Below are 26,603 nucleotides of genomic sequence, written 5' to 3'. Positions count from 1 at the left end.
TGCTGAGGTTTTTTTGTTTAAAAAGACGTTTTATTCTTCGTCTAAAATAGGCACTTCTAAACCCATTTCTTGCATTATTTTTTTTACTTCTTCAGGTACTTTTTCTGCGTTATCTTTACGTAGGTCATCATCATTAGGTAATGGCTGGCCTGTAAAAGCATGCAAAAACGCTTCGCATAGTAACTCGCTGTTTGTTGCATGACGCAGGTTGTTTATTTGACGACGTGTACGCTCATCAGTTAATACTTTTAATACATTTAGCGGGATCGAAACGGTGATCTTTTTAACTTGCTCTGATTTTTTCCCGTGTTCTGCGTATGGGTGAATATACTCACCATTCCATTTAGCCATAAGATGTATCGTTGCCTCAGATTATTAATTTCTCACACAGCGTAAAAAGCGTGTAAATATGCGTGAAATTCTATCGTTTTAAAAAAGATAGTCAAATAATAGATAGCAATCTATCTTAATAAGCTGGCTGTAATAGTAAATACAGCCTCATTGAAGTTTTACGCGTCTGTTATTTTTAGCCATCTAGAGCTTTATATGCTTTGACTTATTATAATGGATAACTTACTCTTTTAGACGTCTAAACATCCAAATTAATCAGGTGACGAATATGAGCGAAAAAAACAAAGCAACCATTGCTGTACGAAATGGGGTTGATGCCGATAAACATCATGGCGCCGTTGTACCGCCAATTTATTTATCGACGACTTATTCGTTTGCCGATTTTGATACTAAGCGCGCATACGACTATGGACGCAGTGGTAATCCTAATCGCGATATTTTAGCTGAAACTTTAGCAGAACTTGAAGGTGGCGCACGCGGAATTATTACTGCTACGGGCATGGCAGCAGTGCACTTAGCCACACAGTTATTAAATAACGATGATACCTTGGTTATTCCTCACGATTGTTATGGCGGCAGCTACCGTTTATTTACGTCGTTAGAAAAGCGCGGCTTGCTTAAACTTAAAGTACTTGATTTAACTAAACCAGAAAGCCTAGAACAAATTTTAACCATTAAACCTAAATTAATTTGGATAGAAACACCAAGTAACCCTGTGCTGCGCCTAACGGATATTAAAGCCGTGACGGATATAGCAAAACAGTGCGGTGCATTAGTGGCCGCCGATAACACCTTTTTATCACCGGCATTACAAAACCCAATTAAGTTTGGCGTAGATATTGTTGTGCACTCAACCACTAAATATATAAACGGCCATTCTGATGTTGTAGGCGGTGCAGTTGTTGCTGCAACACAAGAGCTTGGTGATGAGCTTGCTTGGTGGGCCAATAACATTGGTATTACCGGCGCACCATTTGATAGCTATTTAACGTTACGTGGTTTACGTACTTTAAATGTGCGTTTAAAACAGCACCAAGAAAATGCCCTGGCAATTGCTAAATACCTAGAAAGCTCTGAGTATGTTAGCCAAGTTTACTACCCAGGCCTTGAATCGCATCCTCAACATGCGCTTGCTAAAGCCCAACAGCTTGGGTTTGGTGGTATGGTTAGTTTTGATATTAAAGGCGATGTTGATGATGCTGCGGCGTTTTTAACAAGCCTTAAAGAATTTAGCTTAGCAGAATCGTTAGGTGGGGTTGAGAGTTTAATTTGTCATCCTGCGACCATGACTCACGCAGGTATGGAAGCTCAAGCACGTCTAGAGGCGGGTGTGGGCGATACGCTAATTCGTATTTCGGTCGGTATTGAAGACGTAGAAGACCTACTGGCTGATTTTGAACGTGTATTTAACTTAGTTAAACCTGGTCAAAATAAAAATGTAGGGCGTGTTGGTAAAGCTGCAGGCAATGCCAATGGTGATGTAAAGCAGCAGGCTGCTCATCCAGCTTTGTGGTGATTGAGTATGGTAAAAAGTGTACATAAATTTGGCGGCTCGAGCTTAAGCTCGGGCGAGCGCTATCAAAGTGTGGCAAAAATAATTATTGGCCACACACAGCCTGGCGATTGCGTGGTTGTATCTGCTGCGGGTAAAACCACCGATACATTGGTATCGCTGTGGCAAAGTTATCAACAACAAGATAAGCAAGCCGTTGCTGATATTTTGCTGCAATTGAGTAATCACCAAACGGCATTAATTGAAGAGTTATTAAAAGCTGATTCTAAACACACGGTTTTAGCTGTGTTGGCGCAAGAGCTAAGTGACGTAGCAGAGCAAGCCAGCAAGCAGCAGTTGCAAGAGGCGGCCTTACTGGCGCATGGTGAGCTGTGGTCTGCGCGATTATTGGCAGCCTATTTAACGCAATTAAACATTCAAGCGTGTGCTCATGATGCTAGAGCGCTGTTTAGTGTAACAAGCGGGGAGCTTTTGCATGCGCAAAACAAACAGCAATGCAGCCAAGTTATTGATGCAAATAAAATTAACGTAGTAACAGGGTTTATCGCAGCAAGTGCTGATGGTAAAACAGTTACGCTTGGGCGCAATGGCAGTGATTACAGCGCCACCTTATTAGCCAATTATTGCGACGCACAAAATGTATGTATTTGGACTGATACGCCAGGGGTATTTAGTGCCGACCCACGTAAAGTTGAAAAGGCGATTAAGTACAACAAGGTGTGCCGTGAACAAGCTAACTTATTAGCTCGATTGGGTAACCCTGTGTTACATGCTAAAACGCTTTCGCCTTTAAAAAACAGTAATATTAAACTGGCTGTACGTAGTAGTTTTGATGTGCAAACTGCCCCTACCGATATTGTAAAACAAGGCAAAGCTAAGCAAAAACGTTTTATTACTACATTACAAAACGTTGATTTACTGCTTGTTGAAGGCCTTAACGCGGGAGAAGTGGCGCATGTTAGCCAGCTTATTCAGCACAGCCTTCATCATTTTATACACAACGGCGATACATACTTAGTTGTGCCCGCGGGTGCAACGCATCAAGTAGTGAGTTATTTCGCTGGGCGAGCAAATATAAGCGAGTCTAATTTAAATGGCTGCGCGGTGGTTGCGCCTACGCAAGATGTTTACACATTAAGTACATTAGCGGCTGAGGTTTTAAATCAGCAAAGTATTCACCCTCGTTTTATTCATCAAGATACAGGCTATACATTGCTGTTAACAGATCAGTTAATAGAAAGCGATGTACTTAGTTTATTGCACGAAAAATTAATTAATAAAGGTCAAGAAGTTGCTCTGGTTGTGGCTGGCTTAGGTAATGTAGGCGATGAATTTTTAAGCCAGCTAGATGCTCAATTTAAGCGTTTGTCGGGCGATTATAGTATTAAGCTAGTTGGGTTAATTCGCTCGCAACATATGCTATTTAATGCCTCGGGTATTACACTCGGACAGTGGAAAAAACAATGGCAGCATAATGCCGTTGCTTATGAGCAGGCGGATTTATTAAGTGCATTAAACGAACTTGATTACGAGCACAAAGTTGTTGTTGATATAACGGCAAGCGAGCAATTTAGCCAATTATACACCGACTTTGTAGAGCGAGACTGCCATTTAATAAGTGCTAACAAGTACGCAGGCACTGCTGCATCTAATTGGTATAACGCGCTGCGCCAAAGTATTAGCGAGCGTAACTTGCATTGGCGCTACAACACCAGTGTTGGGGCAGGATTGCCAATTAACTTTGCGTTGGCCGATTTACAAAATAGTGGCGATAAAATTACCCGTATTGAAGGTGTTTTCTCGGGCACACTCTCGTGGCTATGCAGCAAGTACGATGGCAGTGTGGCATTTTCTGACCTTGTTCTTGAAGCGCAAAAAATGGGCTTTACAGAGCCTGATCCTCGCGAGGATTTATCGGGCCGCGATATGCAACGTAAATTGCTGATACTTGCGCGCGAGCTTGGCATTGAATTAGATTTAAATGATATAAGCTTACAAGCATTAATGCCTGATGAGCTAGCCCAAGGTTCATGGGATGACTTTTTAGCGAATAAAGATAAGCTAAATGCCTTTATTAAACACCATGCCGATGCGGCAAATGCGCAAGATGCTGTACTTAGGTATACCGGTTTATTGGCATTAGAGCAGGGTAAAGTATCGGCGAAGGTAGGTATAACTTACGCGCCTAAAGGGGACGCCTTAGCTAACTTAACACCTGGCGATAATATCTTTGTTATTAATAGCCAGTGGTACAACGAAAACGCCTTAGTAATACAAGGCCCTGGGGCAGGCAAAGAAGTGACCGCCGCGGGAGTGCACTCTGATTTATATTGGTTAGTTAAAAACCTAAAATAGCGCAGCAAATATTAATAGTAAAACGGCAGCTTGTGTAAGCTGCCGTTTTTGTTTTTAGAATAGCTCTTCTTCTGTTTTTGTATCTTCTTCAAAAATATCAGTTGGCTGAGACAGCACATATTTTGTAGGCGCAGTGCCTTTTTCAAAATATTCAAAGCGACTGGTATAGTCGTTTTTATGACTTAACAAACCTGTTTTTAAATCGATACGAATTGAAACTAGCCCTTCAGGAGGCTCTATTGGCGCCTCTGGTGTGCCCTCAAGCGCCACTTTCATAAAATCAACCCAGGCAGGCTGTGCCGTTTTGGCGCCCGATTCAGCACCAGAGATTTGACTGCTATCTAGGTTGTTATTATAGGTTGAGCGTCCTAACGAGTTACCTGGGTTGTCAAAACCAACCCATACAGACGTTACTACATTGCGGTTAAAGCCGCTAAACCAAGTATCAACAGAGTCATTGGTTGTGCCTGTTTTACCCGATAGATCGCGTCTATCTAATGCTTGCGCACGCCAGCCTGTCCCGCTCCAGCCTGTTTTATGGGTCCAGCTACCGCCACCCCATACTGCGCTGTGCATTGCTTCAGCAATTAAAAAAGCATTTTGCTTTGAAATAACACGTGGTGCACAACGTGCTTGCGTGGCTGTATCATCTGTTATGTCGGTATCTAGGTTATTGTTGGCAAAGCTATCCATTGCTTGAGAGACGGGTAATAGCTCGTCTTCATCGCAAGCAAGAGCCGGGTTTGCTTTAAATAGTACATTGCCATAGGCATCTTGAATTTCAGATATAAAGTAAGGTTCAATTAAGTGACCGCCATTAGCAAATGCGCTCATGCCGCGAGCAAGCTCTAATGGCGTGATTGATGCACTGCCTAATGCTAACGATTCACTGCGGTTAATATCAGCATCTTTAAAACCAAACTTAAGCAAGTGATCGGCGGTGCGTTGTAACCCTACACCGCGAAGTAAGCGCACAGAAATAACGTTTTTAGATTGTGCAAGTGCACGGCGAATACGTATAGGGCCATTATAAACTGCTGGGCTGTTTTTTGGTCGCCACGCTACACCTAAACTTTTATCCCACTGGTTTATTGGCGCGTCGTTTAAAATAGAGGCTAATGTATAGCCATTTTCGAGCGCAGCAGAATAAATAAAGGGTTTAATATTAGAGCCAACTTGGCGTTTAGCTTGTACCGCTCGGTTGTATTGGCTTTGCTCAAAACTGTAACCGCCTACTATAGCTTTAATACGACCATCTTGTGGGTCGAGTGAAACAAGTGCACTGGCAGCTTCTGGTATTTGGCTTAGTAAGTAACTGTCGTCGTCATTTTTACGCAGCCATATTTGCATGCCAGGGGTAAGAATGTCAGTAGCAGCTTTAGGGGCAAAACTTTGGCGGTAGCGAGTAATGTATTTGCGCGCCCATTTTAAATTATCCCAATCAAGTATGGTGCGCTGGCCATTTTTTAAAATAACGTCAGCGGTTTTCTCTGTCACATTTAACACCACGCCAGCATGCAAATCAGCTATTTCTTTAACAGGTTTTAGCTTTTCTATAATTTGCTGCTCACTTAAGGCGGGCTGTGTTTCTGGATCCCATAACACGTCTACAGGTCCACGAAAGCCATGACGCATATCATAGTTATGTAAATTATTAACTAAAGCTGTTTGCGCAGCCTTTTGAACTTTAGACTCCACAGAGGTAAATATTTTAAAGCCTGAGTTATATGCTTTTTCTACACCGTAGCGCTCAACCATCTCAGCACGAACCATCTCAGAGATATAAGGGGCGTAAAGGTCTATCTCAGCACCGTGAAAATAAGCAGTGATAGGCTGGTTAGCCGCATCGTTGTATTGCTGTTGCGTAATATAGTTTTCAGTAAGTAAGCGGCCAAGCACTACATTACGACGTGCTTTAGCTCTAATTGGGTTACGAATCGGGTTAAGCGCCGAAGGGGCTTTAGGTAAACCGGCAATCATTGCCATTTGTGCAAGAGTTAGGTCTTTTAGCTCTTTGCCATAGTAAACTTGAGCAGCAGCACCAATACCAAATGCACGATTACCTAGTTCTATTTTATTAAGATACAGCTCAAGAATTTCGTCTTTTGTTAATACACTTTCAATATGTAGGGCTATAAAAATCTCTTTAACTTTACGAATATACGCTTTTTCTCGTGTTAAAAAGAAGTTACGAGCAAGCTGCATAGTAATGGTACTCGCGCCTTGTTTTTTCTCACCTGTTGAAATTAACACAATAGCAGAGCGGACAATACCAATAGGGTCTATACCAATATGGTCATAAAAACGGTTATCTTCTGTGGCTAAGAAGGCATTAATTAAAGGTTGAGGTATTTCGTCTATAGTAACGGGGATGCGGCGTTTTTCACCAAATTGATTAATTAAGAGTCCATCTTTGGTAAAGACTTGCATAGGGGTTTGTAATTGCACGTCTTTTAAAACTTGCACACTGGGGATATCAGGTTTAACGTAATAATAAAGGCTGATTAAAGTGATCAGACCAATTAACGTGCAAATGATAAAAAATTGTAATGTTCTTTTTAATAAAATCACTTATATTTCCCTAAATGGACTCCCAATTGCGAGTTTAGACTGCTAGTATATATTGATTAAAAAATGAATAATATTTTTTACTATAAAAATTATAACTTGTTTATTATTAAAACAAAGGTCAAGTTGCAAACATGCTAAGTCAACTATTTCAAAAGCCATTACCTGCGATGGTCGGAATTGATATCGGATCGCACTCTATCAAAGCAGTGCTTTTAAGTGAAATTGAAACGGGATTTCGACTAGAAGCACTTGCAATTGAACCCATGCCAAAAGGTGCAATGAGCGAGCGCTCTATTCAGGATATCGAAGCAATTGGTAACATAATTACAAAATTAAAAAGAAAACTACCAAAATCGTTAAAATCAGCGGCAGTGGCTGTATCAGGACAAACCGTTATCACTAAAGTTATTTTTATGGATGTTTCATTAAGTGACGCTGAATTAGAGTCGCAAATTGAAATAGAAGCTGACAGCTTAATACCTTACCCCCTTGATGAAGTGAGTTTAGATTTTGAAAAGCTCTCTACCAACGAAGCCGACCCGAGTAAAATGAATGTGTTGTTATCTGCTGCGCGTACAGAAAGTGTTGAGGCCCGTGTGGGCGCACTTGAAGGTGCAAACTTAACCGCTAAAGTGGTTGATGTTGAAAGCTATGCGTTAAGTAGAGCGATGGAGGTGTATTATCAGCAACTGCCAAGTGATGCCTTTAATAAGTGTGTTGCCGTGGTAGATATTGGCGCTGTTTTAATGCTGGTGAGTGTCGTTCAAGCGGGTGAAACAATTTATACCCGCGACCAAGTATTTGGTGGCGACCAATATACTAATAGTATTGTATCTTATTATAATAAAAGTTTTGATGAGGCCGAAATAGGCAAAACAACGGGTGATTTACCTGCTAATTATACTTTTGAAGTGCTGGCACCGTTTCAGACATCACTATTGCAACAAGTGCGCCGTGCGGTACAAATGTTTTTAACAACCACAGGTAAAGATCAAGTAGATTATATAGTGCTAACCGGCGGTACATCAATGATAGAAGGTTTAGATAGGTTGTTAATTGAAGAGCTCGGTATTCATGCTGTGGTGGCTGAACCGTTCGCTAATATGGAAATTTCGCCAAAAGTAGACAGAAATGTAATGCAAAGAAATAGAACGCAGTTTGCAATTGCTACTGGTTTGGCATTGAGGAGCTTTTCATCATGCCACATATAAATCTATTGCCGTGGCGAGAGCTACAACGAGAAGAATCAAAAAAGAAATTTATAACTATATTAATTGCAGTAGTACTAGGTAGTTTTGCAAGTATGTACTTACTTAGCTCTTTTTACGCGGGTTTAAAAGATGGGCAGAACTTAAAAAATAATTATTTAAGCTCAGAAATCAGTACTCTTGATAAAAAAATTAGTGAGATTAGAGATCTCGATAAGCGAAAAGAGAATTTACAACAACGAATGCGGTTGATTGAAGAGCTACAAAGCAGCCGTAATTTAGGTACTCAAATTATGGATGAAGTAGCTAAAATTGTTCCTCAAGGCGTGTATTTAACTAAGCTTGAGCGGCGTGGTACACAAATACATGTGTTAGGGCGCAGTGAATCAAACAATCGTTTATCTACTATGCTACGTCAGGTACAAGGCTCTTATCTATTAGAAAGGCCAATCATGCAGGGCATTGTGGCAGGCGATCAAACATCACGGTTACTCAGTGATTTTAATATGGAGTTTTATGTAAAGCCATTTGATAAAATTGGTGAGGTAAGTGATGAACCTTGATTTAAAAGCCTTAAATGAAATAGATTGGAATGAAATTGAGCTCGACAATATTGGTGAATGGCCGGTTGCGGTAAAAGCAATTTGTTGCTTATTTGTCGCCGGTTTAGTGTTGTTTTTTAGTTACAGCTTATTGGTATCTGATGAAATAGACAGCTATCACAGCGCGGTAGCAAAAGAAGTCGAGCTGCGTACTACCTACAGAACTAAATATGCTATAGCCAGTAAGCTTGATATATATCGCCAGCAAATGGTTGAGATGGAAGATAAGTTTTCACAACTACTAAAGCGATTACCTACCTCAAATGAAACCCCTGGCCTTTTAGACGATTTATCTTATGTAGGTACTACTAGCGGTTTAACATTTTTGAAAATTGGCTGGTTACCTGAAATCGAAAAAGAGTTTTATACCGAGCTGCCTATAAAAATTGAAGTAATAGGTACTTACCATGAGTTTGGTGAATTTGTAGGAAAAGTAGCCCAATTACCACGAATTGTAAGTTTACATGACTTTTCGATTGTATCATCTGGTGAAAAGCAACTAACATTCAGTGTGGTAGCAAAAACGTATCGTTATGAAGAAGGGGTTAAAAAGTGAGACTAGTCCCTTTATTATCATTGTCTGTTTTATTGTTGGCAGGTTGTAACGACGATACGTCTGAGCAAAAAGAATTTATTGACCAAGTTAAGGCCAGCACCACGCCTAAAGTTGAGGGAATACCTGAATTAACGCAGTTTGAACATTTTGAATATAATGCATCGCAGTTGCGTAGTCCTTTTGTGGCTCCACAGCCTGAAATTATTCAAAATAAACTAACGCAAATTAAAAATTGTTTACACCCTGACCCTGATAGAGTGAGAGAGCCACTAGAAAAGTATCCGCTCGATAACCTATCAATGAAAGGTACATTAGGCTCTAGCGGTCAAATGTGGGCACTGATCACCGCAGCGGATGAAACGTTGCATAGGGTAACGGTAAATAATTACTTAGGCACGTATGACGGTAAAGTTAAGTCTGTAAGTAGTGATTATGTAGAACTAGTTGAATTAATCCCTGATGGGTCGGGTTGTTGGAAAGAGCGGCTGACTAAATTGGAAATGTTAGAGGCGGCAAATAATGGCGCAAATTAATAATAAAAAAGGTAAAACCCACATGTATAAGGATGTACTTTGGCATCATCGTTTTCAAATGGTGTTATTTGTCATATTGGCTCTTTTTGTTGTAAAAACAGCGAGTGCAGCGCCATTACTTTATGATGTACGTTATAACCCCTTGCTAAAAGGCGAGACAGAGTTACAACTTGTATTTGACGAAGAGCTAACACAACAACCTAAAATTCAAGTACACAACACACCAGCGCGTATAGAAATGCTATTTGATGGTGCAGAACTAGAACAGGGTCTTGAAAATGTGCCGGTCGATCACGCAGGTATTAACAGTGTAAGCAGCGTACTAACAGAGCAAGGCTTAAAAGTTACGGTAAATTTAGAGCGTTTAAAAATATACGAAACACAAGTTAATAACAACTTAGTGTCGTTGCGCGTATCTGATAACCCGCTTACTGAACAAGCTTCTGATGAAAGCAGCAATGGATATGATGCCTTAAGCGCTTATATTAATCGGATTCAATCTATTGATTTTCGCCGTGGTGAAAAAGGTGAAGCAAAAGTTTTAGTCTTTTTACAAGACACGCAAGCTGCAATAGAAGTACATGAAAGTGGTGGAAAAATAATTGCAGAGTTTCATCACACAGATATTTTAGACGACTTACTGTATGAATTAGATGTGCTAGATTTTGGTACTGTAGTAAGTACCATTGAAACCTTTAAAGAAGATAGCTTAAGCCGTGTAGTTATTGAGCCTAATGCTGCTTTTACCTTTACCTACCAGCAAATAGATAACATTTTAACGTTAACAATTGAAAAAGATGAAACGCAAAATGCCTATTTAGATGGCGGCAAAGAATATCAAGGTCGTCCAATGACCTTAAACTTCCAAGATATTTCGGTTAGAGCTGTACTGCAAATCATAGCGGGTTATAACGAGTTTAACTTAGTAACGAGTGACTCAGTAACCGGCAATATTACGCTTCGTTTAGATGGCGTTCCATGGGATCAAGCTTTAGATGTTGTACTGCGTATTAAAGGCCTTGATAAGCGCATGGATGGCTCTATATTGATGGTTGCGCCAGCTGAAGAGCTCGCAGCACGTGAAGCTAAAGATTTACTAGCAAAACAAAAGGTCGAGGATTTAGAGCCGCTTTACAGTGAGTATATTCGTTTAAACTACGCTAAGGCTGAAGATTTTGCGGATTTACTGAAAACCGACACTAACAGCATCATTTCTGCCCGAGGCAGTGTATCGGTTGACCAGCGTACCAATACATTACTTATTAAAGATACAGCGAAGAGCATTGAGAGTATTCGCCGTATGATTGAAACACTCGATATTCCAGTGCAACAGGTTGTTATTGAATCACGTATGGTAACAGTGCGCGATAACGTCACAGAAGATTTAGGCGTGCGTTGGGGATTTAGTGATCAACAAGATAGTGATGGTATATCTGGCTCGCTTGAAGGAGCTGAGTCTATCTCAAATGGCACTATTCCTGATTTATCAGACCGTCTTAATGTAAACCTACCTATTACTAACCCTGCGGCAAGTATTGGTTTACACATAGCTAAGTTGGCTAATGGCACTTTAATTGATTTAGAGCTAAGTGCTTTAGAAGAAGAAAATAAAGGTGAGATTATTGCGAGCCCGCGCATTACTGCAGCTAATCAGCAAAAAGCGCGTATTGAGCAAGGTACTGAAATCCCCTATACCGAATCAGCCTCAAGTGGTGCTACTACTGTAAGCTTTAAAAAAGCGGTATTGAGCCTTGAGGTTACACCGCATATAACGCCTGATAACAAAGTTATTTTAGACTTAGTTATTACACAAGATACTCGTGGCGAAACGGTTCAAACCGGAACAGGTGAAGCGGTTTCGATAGACACTCAACAAATTGAAACACAAGTGCTGGTTGATAACGGCCAAACCGTTGTGCTGGGTGGTATTTTTCAGCAGCAAATAATTAATACCACAAATAAAGTACCTGTACTTGGTGATATTCCATATGTTGGACGCTTATTTAAGAGCACCAGCGAGTTTAATGAGAAACGTGAATTACTTATTTTCGTGACACCGAAAATACAAATAGATTAAAATTTAGTGGTTTTATGTTCGTCAACGAGTGTTTATTGATAATAATTGCTCGTTATATGGCTTTTTATTGTAATAGACTTGAAATACCCGGCCAATTACTGAGATAATCCCCTCCTTAATTTTGGGGCCAGGTCGTTAGGCGGGGTTTTATTTCAAATTTTAGAGTTCGTTTGTACTAAAAGATATGGCTGAGAAACGTAATATATTTCTAGTTGGCCCCATGGGGGCTGGCAAAAGCACGATTGGTCGTCACATCGCTGACCAATTACACCTTGAATTTGTCGATTCTGATCAAGAAATCGAACGCCGTACCGGTGCAGATATTGCCTGGGTGTTTGATCTTGAGGGTGAAGAAGGCTTTAGACTTCGTGAAGAATCTGTTATTGGCGACTTAACCGAAATGCAAGGTATTGTACTTGCAACCGGTGGTGGTTCAGTAATGAGTAAAGAAGTTCGAAACAAGCTTTCGGCTCGTGGTATCGTTGTATACCTAGAGACACCTATAGAAAAGCAAGTTGCACGCACGCAACGCGACAAGCGTCGCCCATTACTGCAAACTGAAGAAGCACCTCGTAATGTACTAGAGCGCTTAGCAGAAGAACGCGAGCCACTATACAAAGAAGTTGCCGATTTTGTTGTACGCACCGATGAGCAAAGCGCTAAAGTTGTTGCTAACCAAATCATCGAGAAATTAGATTTTTAAAAACCAATAATAAAGGAAATAACAAAGCATGCTTGAATTAACTGTTAATTTGGACGAGCGAAGTTATCCTATTTTTATTGGTCAATCTGTACTTCAAGATAATGGCCGCCTTGTTCACCACATTGGTGATTGTCGGCCTATAATTATCACTAACGACACAGTTGCGCCTTTATATTTACAAGGACTGCTTGATTCGTTAGCTGATCTAGACCCTCTTTCTTTTGTCATTCCCGATGGTGAGCAATACAAGTCACTTGAATGGTTTGAGAAAATATCTGCTTTTTTATTGCAAAATAATTGCGGCCGAGACACATGCTTAATTGCACTAGGTGGCGGCGTTATTGGCGATTTAACAGGCTTTGTTGCTGCATGCTATCAGCGCGGTGTACCGTTTATTCAAATTCCGACCACGGTACTATCACAAGTTGACTCCTCTGTAGGGGGCAAAACAGCGGTAAATCACCCACTGGGTAAAAACATGATTGGGGCTTTTTATCAGCCGCAAGCTGTTTTTATTGATACTAATTCACTTCACACTTTACCAGAGCGCGAATTTGCAGCGGGTATGGCCGAAGTTATTAAGTATGGTTTAATTTACGATACTGAGCTATTTGCTTTTATTGAGCAAAATGTAGAAAAACTACAGCAACTAGATGAAGCAAGTTTGCAGCATATTATTTATAGATGCTGTGAAATTAAAGCGCTTATCGTGGCGCAAGATGAAAAAGAAAATGGCCTTCGTGCATTACTCAACTTAGGGCATACCTTTGCGCATGCAATTGAAGCGCAAATGGGATACGGTGTATGGCTACATGGCGAGGCTGTTGCTACCGGAATGGTACTTGCTGCTAAATTAGCGCATACACGCGGTGATTTATCGCAAACTGAGGTAGATAGAATTGTAACGCTACTCAAGCTTTATAATTTACCGACTGAGATCCCAAGTGAAATGACTGCAGAGCAGTTTTTAATGCATATGCGTAAAGACAAAAAAAATAAAAAAGGCACTATCCGCTTTATTTTACCTACTCAATTTGGTCAATGCGCATTGGTAGATGACGTATCAGACAACCAAGTTAGAGCGTTAATCGAGCAATAATGCAGGCGCAAATTTTACCAAGCCGTGCGGCGTTGGTGGATAGAATCGCTCTGCAATTTGAATACGGGCAAAACTTAATTGTATTACTAGGCACCTCTGGCCTAGGCAAAAGTTATATGCTCGAAACCTTCATCACCGACAAATACAACAGTTTTAATAAAGCATTTGTACAAGTAAGTGCCAGTGTAAATGATGTATCACTGATGAGTGATATATTAGAGCAAAGCTTTAACTCTCCGCTGATTGACCACGATTTATCGTTAAGTGAAAACTTTTACCAATTGTTGCAGCAGCAGCCGTGTGAGGCTTGTTTATGGGTGCTCGATAATGCAAGGCATTTATCTGAAGAGTTATTACAAGAGTTAGAGTTACTTGCCAAAAATAGCCCTGTAACGCTTTATATCATGCTAGCTTCGCAATCAAAGCTGGCAATTAATAATGCCGTTGAAATTTACTTAGAGCCTTTGTCTGCGCGTGAATCTAAACAGCTAATGAGCTGGTATTTTCCTAATTTACCGTACGATGAAGACCCCGTATTTAGTGCATTTTTAAATGAAGCGAAAGGCAACCCCAGCTTATTATTAGCATGGCAGCCAACCGAGCATGTGGCTGATATTGTAAAAAAAGATAAACTGTCGTGGCGAGTACACTTAATCTCGTTGTTAATGATAATTATGCTACTTATCATTGGTTTGCTGTATAAAAATGACATGACCCAGTGGTGGCAAACGTATTATCAAAATCAACAAAGCCAGGACATAGATACCGCTATTCCTGCTTCTAAAATTACCGCTACCCCAAGCGTGGATAAAGAAGTCAGTAATGACAATTCTGATATATCAAAAGCGGATTTGCCTTTAGAGCCGGTCAGCGATAAATCACAGGGGAATGTAGCGCCTCATAAAAACGATGTGCCGGCGATAATGCAAAGCCTAACGCGTGAGGCTCAACAAAGCGCTCAAAGTGAGCAAAGTGAAAAAAGCGAGATGTTACCACAAAGCGTAAACACTCATGAGGCTATTGAGCCAATTGAAAGTAGCGATAAAGAAAGCCCGCAGCCTACAACCTCAAATAACGTATCAGATAACGCTTGGTATTTAGCTCAGCCAGATAATAATACAACTGTGCAGCTGCTAGCCGTTACACAGGAAAAAATCACCCGTGAGTTTATTATTCAACATAATTTAAGCCAGCGCGCTAAGGTATATCAAACTAAGCGAAATAATAAAGTGTGGTGGGTGGTTACTATTGGCAGTTATGCATCACTCGCTGATGCTAAAAGTGCGTTGTCTGCCTTGTCGAGTGCGCTTAGAAAGAACAAGCCTTTTTATAAAAAAATCAGCAAAATAAAACAAGAAATTGCACGACTTGATCAGTAAACTGACTCACTTTAGTGTAAAATCGCGCTACAGCAGATTGAAGTTAAGAACCAATGCAACAAAAGAGTAGAGCCTTCCTAAAATGGGCTGGCGGTAAATACAGCCTAGTTGAAGATATTAATGCACGCTTATCTCAAGCCAGCAAACACGCTGAAACCTTGGTAGAACCTTTTGTAGGTGCAGGCTCGGTATTTTTAAATAGTAATTTTAAACACTATTTACTCAACGACATCAATGCTGATTTAATTAACTTATACAAAGAGCTCAAGCGCTCGCCTGATGAGTTTATAAGTGACTCTAAAAAACTATTTGTTGATTTAAATAACCACCCAGACGCTTACTACGAATACCGTGTACAGTTTAATAAAAGCAATGATGTATATGAGCGCGCAATGCTCTTTTTATACATGAATCGCCATGGTTACAATGGGCTGTGTAGGTATAACCTCAAAGGCATTTTTAACGTGCCATTTGGTAAATATAAAAAGCCTTATTTTCCAGAAAAAGAAATGTACTTTTTTGCCGAAAAAGCACAAAAAGCCACATTTACCTGCCTAAGCTACGATGATGTGTTTAAGCTTGTGCCAAACAATGCGGTTATTTATTGCGATCCGCCTTATGTACCGCTAAGTAAAACAGCGTCGTTTACCTCTTATGCTAAAGGCGGGTTTAATTTAGACGATCAAGCAAACTTGGCAAACTTAGCCGAGCAAGCCGCGTTTGAAAACAATACCCCAGTGCTTATATCTAACCACGATACCGTATGGACGCGAAAAATTTATAGCCAAGCTACACTTGGTAAAATTCAGGTAAAACGTACTATCAGCCCTAAAGGTGGATCACGCAACAAGGTCGACGAGTTAATGGCTATGTATTTAGCACCCAAGCAACCACTGCGTAAATTGTCACTACAAAAATAACAAAAAACAGCACAGCTAAAGCAATAATAAAAAGAGGGGAGTGTTGTTGGAAGTCGGCTTGGCGTTTGTGCTCTGATTGCACACCAAAAAATGCTGCTAGCACACTTTGCAACGCGCTAATAAAGTGCAGCATTATTTAAAATAGAGGTTTTATTGAAGGCGTATTCTTAGCGTCTTCTGAGCTAGTTAATAGCTCTAATAAATCTAAATAATGAAACTGCGCACTGCGGCTATCGCCTGTTAGCCAAGAAAACCACGATGAGTCTTCTTCTACTTTCGCACACGTTAAGGTGTTTGGAGCGTTTTTACTACTTGCCTGATGCTGACAATTGCTAACTAAGCTTAAATCTTGCTCAGAACTTGGCGCAAAACTAAATGCCCCAATAAATAACAATGCCGACGCAATTAAGATCCCTGTTTTAAATGCACGCATAATATTAGCCTAAAATTAAGTTACTCCTTTAATAATAACAAAAGCTGTATAAATAACAAACTAATATTTACCTGTAATAGCTAAGGCCTGTTGAAACTTGCGAGTTAAAGTGTGCTCTCAAGCTAAGATTTTTTAAATCGCGCCCCGAAGTTTGTAATCGAGTGGGCACAATAACTGCTCTTACGTTAATCTAATAGCTTACATCATGTAAGCAAAGCTTGTGCGTCTACTCACGGCCTTACCAAAAATTAAACATGCTGCCCAAAACTCAACCACTAAAGCTCAACACGCCCTAAAGCTTTTCATAAATAAATACTTATATATTTAAATCGATATTTTTAGTTATGCCTAATTTACAGTGTATTACTTGGGAAACCTCAGCATTTACGGTACATTAAGGCATATTTTACTGATTGACGGATTACTATGTTAAACCCTGAACAAAAATACTTAATTGCGCCTTCTATTTTGTCAGCCGATTTTGCAAAATTAGGCGAAGATGTGGATAAAGTACTCGCTGCAGGCGCTGATGTAGTTCATTTTGATGTCATGGACAATCACTACGTGCCTAACCTCACTATTGGGCCTATGGTGTGTAAAGCGCTTAGAGATTACGGTGTAACAGCCCCTATAGATGTGCACCTAATGGTAAAACCAGTCGATAGTATAATTCCTTTGTTTGCAGAGGCCGGCGCATCAATAATTACTTTTCACCCTGAGGCCAGCGAGCATATAGACCGCACCATACAGCTCATTAAAGACCATGGTTGTAAAGCGGGCTTAGTATTTAACCCTGCCACTAGCCTTAGCTACCTCGATCACGTTATTGATAAGCTAGATACTATTTTATTAATGTCGGTAAACCCAGGCTTTGGCGGCCAAAGCTTTATTCCCCACACCCTTGAAAAACTAGCTCAAGCTAAGCAGCGTATAGTTGAGTCGGGTCGTGATATTCGCCTAGAAGTAGATGGTGGTATTAAGGTTGATAACATAGCCGCAGCAGCGCAAGCAGGTGCCGATATGTTTGTAGCAGGGTCTGCTATTTTTAATGAGCCTGATTACAAGGTTGTTATTGATCAAATGCGTGAGCAGTTAGGAAACGTAAAGTAATGAAATATGATGTAGCTTTGTTCGACCTTGACGGCACACTTGTTGATAGCGTTTACGATTTATACCTAGCAGTAAACTTAACACTGAGTGATTTAGCGTTTCCTATTGTTAGCCAAAGCTTGGTTGAAAGCTGGATAGGCAACGGTATTGAAACCCTAGTCAAGCGTGCACTCAGCGGCGATATGCAAATTAGCGAACATTTAGATGAAGCGCTTAGTGCAAAAGCCATTGCCTTATTTTACCAACATTATGAGCAGCTAGTGGGCAAGTATAGTGTGTTGTATCAGCATGTAGAAACAGGGCTCAGTGCTTTGCGGGGCATGCCAAAAGCACTTGTTACTAATAAGGCGCGTCTATTTACCGAGCTACTACTTGATAAGCTTTCCCTTACCAGTCACTTTGAAGTGATAGTGTGTGGAGACGATATGGCTAAAAAGCCTTCACCAGCGCCTTTATTGTATGCATGTAAAAAGCTGAATGTTGAGCCGAGTAAGGCTATTATGATTGGCGATTCAAAAAGCGATATATTGGCAGCACATGCCGCTAAAATTGATGTAATAGCGGTGGATTATGGTTATAACCAAGGCGAAAATCTTGAGGATTATAATCCACAGTACCTATGCGATAACTTCTTAGATATAATACCAACACTAACACAGCGTTAAAATTTTTAATTAACTAAACACTAAAGGAAAATCATGAGTAAACCAGTAGTTTTAAGTGGCATTCAGCCAACCGGTGGTATGACAATAGGCAACTATGTTGGCGCTATTAACCAGTGGCTAAAGCTACAGGAAGACCACGAAAGTTTCTTTATGCTTGTTGATTTACACGCGATTACCGTGCGCCAAGAGCCTGAACTTCTTCGCTCTCGTGTATTAGATGGTATAGCGTTATATGCGGCATGTGGCATAGACCCTGAAAAATCGGCCTTATTTGTACAGTCGCAAGTGCCAGAACACGCGCAGTTAGCATGGGTGCTAAATTGTTACGCACAAATGGGCGAGCTTAACCGCATGACTCAGTTTAAAGACAAGTCATCTAAGCATGCTAACAATGTAAACGTCGGTTTATTCTCGTACCCAGTATTGCAAGCAGCGGATATTTTATTATATCAAGCTGACCAAGTACCGGTAGGGGATGACCAAAAGCAGCACTTAGAGTTAACGCGTGATATAGCGACACGCTTTAATAATTTATACGGTGACGTATTTAAGTTACCAGAGCCATATATTCCTGAATTTGGCGCACGCGTAATGAGCCTTCAAGATCCGCTCAAAAAAATGTCTAAGTCTGACGAAAACCCTAATGGCTACATCATGCTATTAGATGAGCCTAAAAAGATTGAGAAAAAGCTTAAAAAAGCAGTAACCGATTCAGACGAGCAAGCGCGTATTTACTTTGACCGTACTGAAAAGCCAGGCGTTTCTAATTTACTTACTTTATTAAGCGTAGCCACTAAGCGCTCAATTGAAGACTTAGTGCCAGAGTACGAAGATAAAATGTATGGCCACCTGAAAAAAGACACAGCCGATGCAGTTGTTAGCATGATTGAGCCAATCCAAGCACGTTTTAAAGAGATCAGAGAAGATCAAAACCTACTTGATAGCATCATGAAATCAGGCGCAGAAAAAGCCAGTGTACGTGCAGAAAAAACTCTTAAATCGGTTTACGATGCACTAGGGTTTATTCCTCGTACATAAATTGCTTTACTAGTATAAGCAAATAAAAATGCCGCTAAATTTAGCGGCATTTTTGTGACTTTTAATGAATACTTTTTATTATCTATCTTAAAGCAATGGCTTTAGGTAATGCCCAGTATGCGAGCGTTCACATTCGGCTACTTCTTCAGGCGTGCCTGCAATGAGTATTTCACCGCCGCCAGCGCCCCCTTCAGGGCCTAAATCAACCACCCAGTCTGCGGTTTTAACCACATCTAAGTTATGCTCAATTACCACAATGGTATTACCATGATCGCGCAGGCGATGTAATACCACAAGTAGTTGTTCAATATCGGCAAAGTGAAGGCCGGTTGTTGGCTCATCAAGTATATACAGTGTTTTACCTGTATCGCGTTTAGAAAGCTCACGAGCCAGTTTTACACGTTGTGCTTCACCACCAGAGAGCGTGGTAGCAGCTTGTCCTAGGCGAATATACGATAAACCTACGTCCATTAGCGTTTTAAGTTTACGCGCTATTGCAGGTATTTTATCAAAGTAGTCGTGCGCGTCTTCAACGGTCATTTCGAGCACTTGGTGAATGTTTTTACCTTTGTATTGTACTTCTAAGGTTTCGCGGTTATAGCGCGCGCCCTTACATACATCACACGGTACATATACATCAGGTAAAAAGTGCATTTCTACTTTAATTACACCATCCCCTTGGCAGGCTTCACAGCGCCCGCCTTTCACGTTAAAGCTAAAGCGACCTACTTTATAGCCGCGAGAGCGGGCTTCTTGTGTACCTGCAAATAACTCACGAATACCGGTAAAAATACCTGTGTAGGTTGCAGGGTTTGAGCGCGGTGTGCGACCAATTGGGCTTTGGTCAATATCAATAACTTTGTCAAAATGATCAAGGCCACTAATTGATTTGTAAGGCGCGGCTTCTGCTGTGGTCGCGCCGTTAAGCTCGGTATGCGCAAGCTTAAAGAGTGTATCGTTAATGAGCGTTGATTTACCTGAGCCTGATACCCCTGTAATACAGGTTAATAAGCCAAATGGAATTTTTAAGTCTACATTTTTTAGGTTATTACCTGTGGCACCAAATAGCTCAAGCCATTTGTCGCTGGTTGGGTTACGCTCTTGTGGCACTTCTATTTTGCGCACGCCTGATAAAAACTGGCCAGTTACTGAGTCTTTAGTGGCTAAAATATCGTCACGTGTACCTTGTGCAATAATATGGCCGCCGTGCACACCCGCGCCTGGGCCAATATCAATAATATGATCGGCTGCGCGAATCGCATCTTCATCATGCTCAACCACAATCACGGTGTTGCCTAAGTCGCGTAAATGCACCAATGTTTGTAATAAACGGTCGTTATCGCGCTGGTGTAAACCAATTGATGGCTCATCCAGTACGTACATTACGCCTACAAGGCCCGCACCTATTTGGCTGGCTAAACGAATACGCTGGGCTTCACCACCTGAGAGGGTATCGGCACTGCGCTCAAGCGATAAGTAATTAAGTCCTACATTAATTAAAAACGATAAGCGGTCGCGAATTTCTTTCAGGATTTTTTCAGCTATTTGGGCTTTTTGCCCTGTTAGTGATAGCCCTTCAAAAAAGTCCATCGCTTCGCCAATACTCATAGTCGTAATAGCAGGTAGGTTTGTTTGACCTATAAATACGTGGCGTGCTTCTTGGCGTAAACGCGAGCCATGACAACTAGGACACGCTTGGCTAGTTTGATATTTAGCGAGCTCTTCACGCACCGAGTTTGACTCAGTTTCGCGATAGCGACGGTTCATGTTGTTTAACACGCCTTCAAACTCGTGGTTGCGTGTTATTAAATCGCCCCTATCGTTACGGTAGTTAAAGGCTATTTTTGTTTGCCCTGAGCCTTCTAAAATAATTTTTTGCGATTCTTTAGCCAGCTTTTCAAATGGCACATCTAAATCAAAGTTATAGTGCTCGGCGACCGCCTGTAGCATTTGAAAATAATAAAAGCTGCGTTTATCCCATCCTTTAATAGCACCACCGGCAAGGCTGAGCTCTGGGTTATGTACCACACGGTTAGGATCAAAGTATTGGCGTACGCCTAAACCATCACAGCTTTGACACGCACCTGCAGGGTTATTAAACGAAAATAAGCGCGGTTCTAATTCGGTCATTGCGTAGCCACAGGTGGGGCAGGCAAAATTTGCCGAGAACAGCATTTCTTCTATCGTGCTGTCGTCCATGTAGGCTACATTTGCCACACCGCCAGACATCTCTAGTGCGGTTTCGAACGACTCTGCTAAACGCTGCTGTTGGCCATCTTTTACTTTAAAGCGGTCAACCACCACTTCAATAGTGTGTTTTTTATGAAGCTCAAGCGTTGGTGGATCTGATAAGTCGCATACTTCGCCGTCTATACGAGCGCGAATGTAGCCTTGGCTTGCAAGTTGCTCAAGTAATTTAACGTGCTCACCTTTACGATCTTTAACCACTGGCGCTAAAAGCATCAGCTTAGTGCCCTCTGGCAGTGCTAAAACGGTATCAACCATTTGGCTAATTGTTTGTGCTGCAAGTGGTAAGTCGTGGGTTGGGCATCGTGGTTCGCCCACGCGGGCAAACATTAAACGCAAGTAATCGTATATTTCGGTAATGGTACCCACTGTTGAGCGAGGATTGTGCGATGTAGATTTTTGCTCAATAGAAATGGCGGGAGAGAGGCCTTCAATATGATCAACGTCGGGCTTTTCCATTAACGATAAAAATTGCCTTGCGTAGGCAGAAAGTGACTCAACATAACGACGCTGTCCTTCTGCATATAAAGTATCAAATGCCAGTGATGACTTTCCCGAACCAGATAGGCCTGTGATAACAATTAATTTATCACGTGGGATGGTTAGGCTGATGTCTTTTAAATTGTGCGTACGGGCGCCTCGGACTTCAATGTTTTCCATGCTATCTCGTTTATTACCAAAATTATTTGTCCAGTATCGCATAATACGAAACATTATTAATCAATGATCAACGAAAAAAATCCTTACTTATAGGCGATTAATTATTGCCAAGCTTGTGGTAGAATCCCAGCCTAAATTTTTCATATCGTAAGAATACGCAGATAATGACCGCATCTTCACTTAATTCACGAGAAAAGCGCGCCGCTGTATCGCTGGCGAGTGTGTTTGCATTTAGAATGCTCGGCTTGTTTATGCTGATGCCTGTATTGGCTATTTATGGCCAATCGCTTGATGGTTTTTCGCCTATGTGGATAGGATTTGCTATTGGCGCGTATGGCTTAACGCAAGCGGTACTGCAAATTCCTATGGGGCGTTTGTCAGATAAAATAGGCCGTAAAAAAGTAATTGTTGGTGGCTTAGTTGTGTTTGCGTTGGGCTCTGTTATTGCAGCCCTTGCTGAATCTATTCAAATGGTTACAGTGGGCCGTGCACTACAAGGTATGGGCGCTATAGCCAGTGCGCTGCTTGCTTTTGCCAGCGACCTAAGCCGCGACGAACAGCGCCCTAAAGTAATGGCCGTAATTGGTATGAGTATAGGCATGAGCTTTGCTTTTGCTATGTTACTTGGCCCTATTGTTGCCGCGTCGTGGGGTGTCGCGGGGGTATTTTGGTTAACAGCAATACTTGCCGTGTTCGGTATTGGTATTATTTTATTTTTAGTGCCAAACGCAGTAAACAAAGCGCCCAAAGGCGATACCTTGGCAAGCTTTAGTGATATTAAAAAGCTTATTAAGCATCCACAATTATCGCGCTTAAATGCAGGCGTATTACTGCTACATTTAACGCTAACCACTATTTTTGTGGTACTGCCGAGCCAACTAATAAAAGATGGCTTAGTGGCAAACCACCATTGGTATTTATATATTCCAGTATTGCTGTTAGCGTTTATTTTAATGGTCCCTATTATGATTATTGCCATTAAAAAAGAAAAAGAAAAACAGGCGTTTATTGGCTCAGTAGCACTGCTTTCTATTAGTATGTTTGCTATGTCTATTTGGGTGAATAGCGTGGTTGGCATTGCCATTTGTATGTTGCTTTATTTTGTAGCATTTAATTTTTTAGAAGCCACTATGCCTGCGCTTGTATCGCGTATTGCGCCCGCTAGCCAAAAAGGTTCTGCTATGGGAGGGTATTCGTCTAGCCAGTTTTTGGGAGCTTTTTTAGGTGGTATTTTAGGGGGTTATGTTGCCCAAACTACAAGTACGCAAGCTGTGTTTGCGGCAGCAGCACTTGTTGGGTTAATATGGCTTATTATTGCGTGGAAAATGCAAGTCCCACCGAAAAGTAAAGTTATTAGTTTAATGACCAATTTAAGTTCTGAAGAGCAAGCTCAAGCACTTGCTTCTCAGCTAGTTGCTTTACCTGGCGTAATAGAAGCAACAGTAGTACGCGACGAAAGCCGCAGCTATTTAAAGATTAATGATAAAGAATTTGACCTAGACCAAGCACGTAAAGTAGCTGGTTTAATCTAACGTTTATAGGAGATGGTTCCATGGCACGCGGTGTGAACAAAGTAATTTTGGTTGGTAATTTAGGACAAGATCCTGAAGTTCGTTACATGCCTAATGGCAATGGTGTAGCAAATATTACCTTAGCAACGTCAGACAGCTATAAAGACAAAAACACTGGCCAAATGGTTGATAAAACTGAATGGCACCGTGTAGTATTTTTTGGCAAGCTAGCTGAAATTGTTGGTGAGTACTGCCGTAAAGGCTCGCAAATTTACGTTGAAGGTAAACTTCAAACACGTAAATGGACCGACCAACAAGGCCAAGAAAAATACACAACAGAAATCGTTGTTGATGGCTTTACGGGTCAAATGCAAATGCTAGGTGCTCGCGGTGGCGATCAGCAAGGTGGTGGTTATCAAGGTAATCAAGGCGGCCAACAAGGTGGCGGTTACCAAAATAATCAACAAGGCGGTGGCTATGGACAAAACAACCAAGCTCAAAACAGCCAGCAAGGTGGTTATGCACCACAGCAACAAGCTGCACCAGCACAACGGCCAGCTGCAGCACCTGCTCCACAGCAAAATAACCAATACCAACAATCAAACAACAGTGGCTTTGCTCCTGGGCAAAGTAATGCGCCACAGCAGCAAGGTGGTTTTGCACCTAAGCCGCAAAACGCCCCTCAGGGCGGTGCATCAAATCCTATGGAACCAACAATAGATTTTGATGACGACATTCCGTTTTGACCTAAGACAAAAAACAAAATGTTGAAAAAATTTTTAGAAAGCCGCTACTAAGCGGCTTTTTTGTAACAACACGTTTTAGTACAAAAGGTGCAGTGTCTATCTACCGTGTAACGCCTTAAAGTCACTCAAAACGCGCTATTAGCGCTTTTTTATAGGCTAAAAATTGAATAGCACATATAACTAAAAAGCAGCCTGAGTAAGTCACTAACTGAGCAATTGGCTCGGGCCGAACAAAATATTCATGTAACAGCGCCCCAATTAACGTACCCGCCAATAAAACATACGCAACATAGGTAAACAGTGCTTTTTGCTTTTCATTTTTAATAAACAAAAGAGCAAGCATCATTAAACCCACTACCAACTCCAGTAAACCAACGCTATACATATAAATTTTAGCGTTAACGGGCAGTACCTGCGCAAAGTAGCTAAACGTTTTAACGCTTACTTGCGCTGCTAATAACTTTGGCAGGGCAAACTTAAATATAAAAAGCGCGCTGGCTAAATTTAAAAGATTACTAAATAAGTTTTTCATGAAAGCTTATGCCTTAATAAAGCAGCCGTAAGGTAATAAACGCCACGGCTGCAATTTAAATGGTTACACAACAGTGCCGCGAATAGGGTAGTTATTTTGCTCTTTAATAAACTTTAAGCCTCTTACAACCACGTCTAATTCAGGGCGTAAATACGGGGCATTAGAAATATTTACAGCTTGCAATATCCCTTGCTTATTTACGACAAATATCGCGGGCTCTGCAAAGTTGTGATCGGTTTCTTGCTCAGAGCGAGGTGAGGAAATATACAGCCCAAGTTGTTTCATTTGCTGCTGTGTTAATCCATACGCAATAGGAAAGCTAATCGCGAGCGTGTCCATGCTTTGTGTTAGCTGTGCGCGGGTATCTGCTGAAACGGCACAAACGCTCACCCCAAGCGCCTTTAATGCGGGTAATTGCGCTTCTAGTAAATTTAAGTAACGCATACAAAGCGGGCAATGCTTGCCTCTGTATACCACGAGCATTTGCCACTCGGCGCCAGCGTGCGGCTTACTTAGATCTGCGGTTGTCCCATCGAGCAAGTGTGCAGTAACTGTTGGAAATGAATTACCGGCTATTAATTTAAATGACTCTGACATAAAAACCTCTTTTATACTGATTGTGAATGATTTTTTTTAACAAATAAGTACAGCGCAATGAGTGCACATAAGCTGATACAGCTAATAAAAATATTGCGAGTGCCTCCGGGGATATATTCAACAAACGATGTTAGAAATTGCCCAGAAAAAACAGCCATTGTGAAATAAGAGAGGTTACGACCGCGAACAGAGGCTGCGCTACGCTCTACGGTCATATGGTTTAATAGTGGGATGCTAAAACCAAAGCCAATACCGCTAAACACAGCGCCTATTACCAATAACGCTGTACCCGTTTGTAAAAAGAAAGCAAATGATGCCCCATAGCCTATAAATGCCAGCGCAAGTACTTTTTGCTCGCCCATTTTTTTAGTTAACTGAGGCATAAAATGTGCCCCAACAACAGCCACTAACGAGATGAAAGAGAGTAAAAACCCTACTTGTTCTTCATTATAATTTTGCGCATGCATTGTGCTGGGCAGTAAAACAATTGCGCTAAAAAACGTGACCATTGCAAGCACAGCCAGCGAATACACATGCTTAAGAGATAAGCCTTTATTTGATATTACGTGCTCTTGTATTGCTTGTGCCTCTTGTGCTTGAGGGTGATTACGCGGCACAAAAAGTAGCAACATGGCTAAAAATACCCAAGAAATAAGGTACAACGATAATGGTAAAGCCCAATGCTGCACAGCAAGTAGGCCACCTATAAATAGAAATATAACGCCACCGAGCTCTATTGCCATACCTTGCTTAGCAAGCATGCCTAGGCGCGCTTTACCAAAGTACCACTGTGATATTAAAACGGTACAACCGGCCATAACAATTGAGGTAACACCGCCAAGCAAAATACGGTTAGCAAAAACCAACAACGGCCCTTGCAACCAATACACGCTTGCACCTAAAAAGCCGTATAAAAATAAGCCAATAATTAATGAACGGTAAGCGCCATATTTATCAATTAATTTACCTGCAATAGGCGCAAATATAACAGCCCCTAAAGCCGGTAAGGTCACTAAAAATACCGCACTGTCAGCAACATTTAGGGCTGTTGATATACTGATTAAACCAGGTGCAACCAATGCACCCACCATGATTGTTAAGCAAGCTATACACAGCAAAGTGTAGCTTCCTGCGTTATTGAGTTTATTCATAAGTATTCTCTGTTTTTAAATGAGGCAACTAAGGGGGACTTACGCT

At 41.2% G+C, this 26,603-nt stretch carries 24 protein-coding genes; 16 read left to right on the top strand and 8 right to left on the bottom strand.

The window, feature by feature from the left end; all coding sequences use genetic code 11:
* Window positions 1–30: 30 nt before the first annotated feature.
* Window positions 31–351: a met regulon transcriptional regulator MetJ gene (gene metJ, locus CWB60_RS10275; RefSeq protein ID WP_004589341.1), complete on the bottom strand. Its 321-nt coding sequence runs from the start codon at window positions 349–351 to the stop codon at window positions 31–33.
* 268 nt (window positions 352–619) lie between these two features.
* On the opposite strand from metJ, the gene metB reads away from it, so the two are divergent.
* Both metB and metL read left to right on the top strand, forming a co-directional pair.
* Window positions 620–1,867, top strand: coding sequence for a cystathionine gamma-synthase (metB, locus tag CWB60_RS10270; protein ID WP_126005655.1), 1,248 nt, complete (start codon window positions 620–622; stop codon window positions 1,865–1,867).
* A gap of 6 nt (window positions 1,868–1,873) precedes the next feature.
* The gene (metL, locus tag CWB60_RS10265) at window positions 1,874–4,219 is read left to right on the top strand and encodes a bifunctional aspartate kinase/homoserine dehydrogenase II (protein ID WP_138576960.1); all 2,346 of its coding nucleotides are present in this window, start codon (window positions 1,874–1,876) and stop codon (window positions 4,217–4,219) included.
* A gap of 54 nt (window positions 4,220–4,273) precedes the next feature.
* Here metL and CWB60_RS10260 read toward each other — a convergent pair whose 3' ends face one another.
* Window positions 4,274–6,790, bottom strand: a complete 2,517-nt coding sequence (locus CWB60_RS10260) for a penicillin-binding protein 1A (protein WP_138576962.1) — start codon at window positions 6,788–6,790, stop codon at window positions 4,274–4,276.
* A 131-nt stretch (window positions 6,791–6,921) separates the two neighbouring features.
* On the opposite strand from CWB60_RS10260, the gene CWB60_RS10255 reads away from it, so the two are divergent.
* From CWB60_RS10255 to CWB60_RS10215, 9 genes are all read left to right on the top strand, one after another.
* Window positions 6,922–8,001, top strand: coding sequence for a pilus assembly protein PilM (locus CWB60_RS10255; protein WP_138576964.1), 1,080 nt, complete (start codon window positions 6,922–6,924; stop codon window positions 7,999–8,001).
* A complete protein-coding gene (locus CWB60_RS10250; RefSeq protein ID WP_096041061.1) occupies window positions 7,989–8,561 on the top strand; it encodes a PilN domain-containing protein in 573 nt (190 codons plus the stop codon). Before CWB60_RS10255 ends, CWB60_RS10250 begins: the two co-directional genes overlap by 13 nt.
* Entirely contained in the window at window positions 8,551–9,156 is a 606-nt protein-coding gene (locus CWB60_RS10245) for a type IV pilus inner membrane component PilO (RefSeq protein WP_138576966.1), read from the top strand. The genes CWB60_RS10250 and CWB60_RS10245 overlap by 11 nt, the downstream gene beginning before the upstream one ends.
* Window positions 9,153–9,689 (top strand): pilus assembly protein PilP, encoded by a 537-nt coding sequence (locus CWB60_RS10240; protein ID WP_138576967.1) that lies wholly within the window; start codon window positions 9,153–9,155, stop codon window positions 9,687–9,689. The genes CWB60_RS10245 and CWB60_RS10240 overlap by 4 nt, the downstream gene beginning before the upstream one ends.
* Window positions 9,676–11,766: a type IV pilus secretin PilQ gene (locus tag CWB60_RS10235; protein WP_138576969.1), complete on the top strand. Its 2,091-nt coding sequence runs from the start codon at window positions 9,676–9,678 to the stop codon at window positions 11,764–11,766. The genes CWB60_RS10240 and CWB60_RS10235 overlap by 14 nt, the downstream gene beginning before the upstream one ends.
* Window positions 11,767–11,950: 184 nt before the next feature.
* Window positions 11,951–12,469 (top strand): shikimate kinase AroK, encoded by a 519-nt coding sequence (aroK, locus tag CWB60_RS10230; RefSeq protein WP_004589350.1) that lies wholly within the window; start codon window positions 11,951–11,953, stop codon window positions 12,467–12,469.
* Window positions 12,470–12,497: 28 nt separating this feature from the next.
* Complete coding sequence (gene aroB, locus CWB60_RS10225; RefSeq protein ID WP_138576971.1) at window positions 12,498–13,568, top strand: 3-dehydroquinate synthase; 1,071 nt, start codon at window positions 12,498–12,500, stop codon at window positions 13,566–13,568.
* Window positions 13,568–14,947 (top strand): AAA family ATPase, encoded by a 1,380-nt coding sequence (locus CWB60_RS10220; RefSeq protein ID WP_138576973.1) that lies wholly within the window; start codon window positions 13,568–13,570, stop codon window positions 14,945–14,947. Before aroB ends, CWB60_RS10220 begins: the two co-directional genes overlap by 1 nt.
* Before the next feature lie 53 nt (window positions 14,948–15,000).
* Window positions 15,001–15,867 (top strand): Dam family site-specific DNA-(adenine-N6)-methyltransferase, encoded by an 867-nt coding sequence (locus CWB60_RS10215; protein WP_004589353.1) that lies wholly within the window; start codon window positions 15,001–15,003, stop codon window positions 15,865–15,867.
* Here CWB60_RS10215 and CWB60_RS10210 read toward each other — a convergent pair.
* Together CWB60_RS10210 and CWB60_RS10205 are read right to left on the bottom strand one after the other, a co-directional pair.
* On the bottom strand, window positions 15,815–16,000 hold the full coding sequence (locus CWB60_RS10210; RefSeq protein WP_024032525.1) for a DUF2970 domain-containing protein: 186 nt from the start codon (window positions 15,998–16,000) through the stop codon (window positions 15,815–15,817). The two genes, CWB60_RS10215 and CWB60_RS10210, sit on opposite strands and share 53 nt — an antisense overlap.
* 3 nt (window positions 16,001–16,003) lie before the next feature.
* Window positions 16,004–16,300: a hypothetical protein gene (locus CWB60_RS10205; protein ID WP_054982923.1), complete on the bottom strand. Its 297-nt coding sequence runs from the start codon at window positions 16,298–16,300 to the stop codon at window positions 16,004–16,006.
* 426 nt (window positions 16,301–16,726) lie between these two features.
* Between CWB60_RS10205 and rpe the strand changes: the two genes are divergently transcribed.
* The 3 genes from rpe to trpS are packed head-to-tail and all read left to right on the top strand — an operon-like array spanning window position 16,727 to window position 19,113.
* Window positions 16,727–17,410, top strand: a complete 684-nt coding sequence (rpe, locus tag CWB60_RS10200; protein WP_054982922.1) for a ribulose-phosphate 3-epimerase — start codon at window positions 16,727–16,729, stop codon at window positions 17,408–17,410.
* A complete protein-coding gene (locus CWB60_RS10195; RefSeq protein WP_004589357.1) occupies window positions 17,410–18,075 on the top strand; it encodes a phosphoglycolate phosphatase in 666 nt (221 codons plus the stop codon). Before rpe ends, CWB60_RS10195 begins: the two co-directional genes overlap by 1 nt.
* 33 nt (window positions 18,076–18,108) lie before the next feature.
* Window positions 18,109–19,113, top strand: coding sequence for a tryptophan--tRNA ligase (gene trpS, locus CWB60_RS10190; protein WP_029771853.1), 1,005 nt, complete (start codon window positions 18,109–18,111; stop codon window positions 19,111–19,113).
* 87 nt (window positions 19,114–19,200) lie between these two features.
* Here the strand turns inward: trpS and uvrA are convergent, their stop codons facing one another.
* A complete protein-coding gene (gene uvrA / locus CWB60_RS10185) occupies window positions 19,201–22,020 on the bottom strand; it encodes an excinuclease ABC subunit UvrA (RefSeq protein WP_054982959.1) in 2,820 nt (939 codons plus the stop codon).
* A 164-nt stretch (window positions 22,021–22,184) separates the two neighbouring features.
* Here uvrA and CWB60_RS10180 point away from each other — a divergent pair, with 164 nt between their 5' ends.
* Both CWB60_RS10180 and ssb read left to right on the top strand, forming a co-directional pair.
* The gene (locus CWB60_RS10180) at window positions 22,185–23,552 is read left to right on the top strand and encodes an MFS transporter (RefSeq protein ID WP_024032520.1); all 1,368 of its coding nucleotides are present in this window, start codon (window positions 22,185–22,187) and stop codon (window positions 23,550–23,552) included.
* A 20-nt stretch (window positions 23,553–23,572) separates the two neighbouring features.
* Complete coding sequence (ssb, locus tag CWB60_RS10175) at window positions 23,573–24,277, top strand: single-stranded DNA-binding protein (protein ID WP_024032519.1); 705 nt, start codon at window positions 23,573–23,575, stop codon at window positions 24,275–24,277.
* Window positions 24,278–24,398: 121 nt separating this feature from the next.
* On the opposite strand, the gene CWB60_RS10170 is transcribed toward ssb, so the two are convergent.
* The 3 genes from CWB60_RS10170 to CWB60_RS10160 form a co-directional block, all read right to left on the bottom strand.
* Window positions 24,399–24,809, bottom strand: coding sequence for a hypothetical protein (locus tag CWB60_RS10170; protein ID WP_138576975.1), 411 nt, complete (start codon window positions 24,807–24,809; stop codon window positions 24,399–24,401).
* 63 nt (window positions 24,810–24,872) lie between these two features.
* A complete protein-coding gene (locus CWB60_RS10165; RefSeq protein WP_138576977.1) occupies window positions 24,873–25,406 on the bottom strand; it encodes a redoxin domain-containing protein in 534 nt (177 codons plus the stop codon).
* A gap of 11 nt (window positions 25,407–25,417) precedes the next feature.
* The gene (locus tag CWB60_RS10160; RefSeq protein ID WP_054982918.1) at window positions 25,418–26,557 is read right to left on the bottom strand and encodes an MFS transporter; all 1,140 of its coding nucleotides are present in this window, start codon (window positions 26,555–26,557) and stop codon (window positions 25,418–25,420) included.
* Window positions 26,558–26,603 lie beyond the last annotated feature (46 nt).

The organism is Pseudoalteromonas sp. S327 (assembly GCF_005886415.1).
In the GTDB taxonomy this organism is placed as follows: domain Bacteria; phylum Pseudomonadota; class Gammaproteobacteria; order Enterobacterales; family Alteromonadaceae; genus Pseudoalteromonas; species Pseudoalteromonas atlantica.
This window is presented reverse-complemented; position numbering and strand designations above follow the sequence as displayed.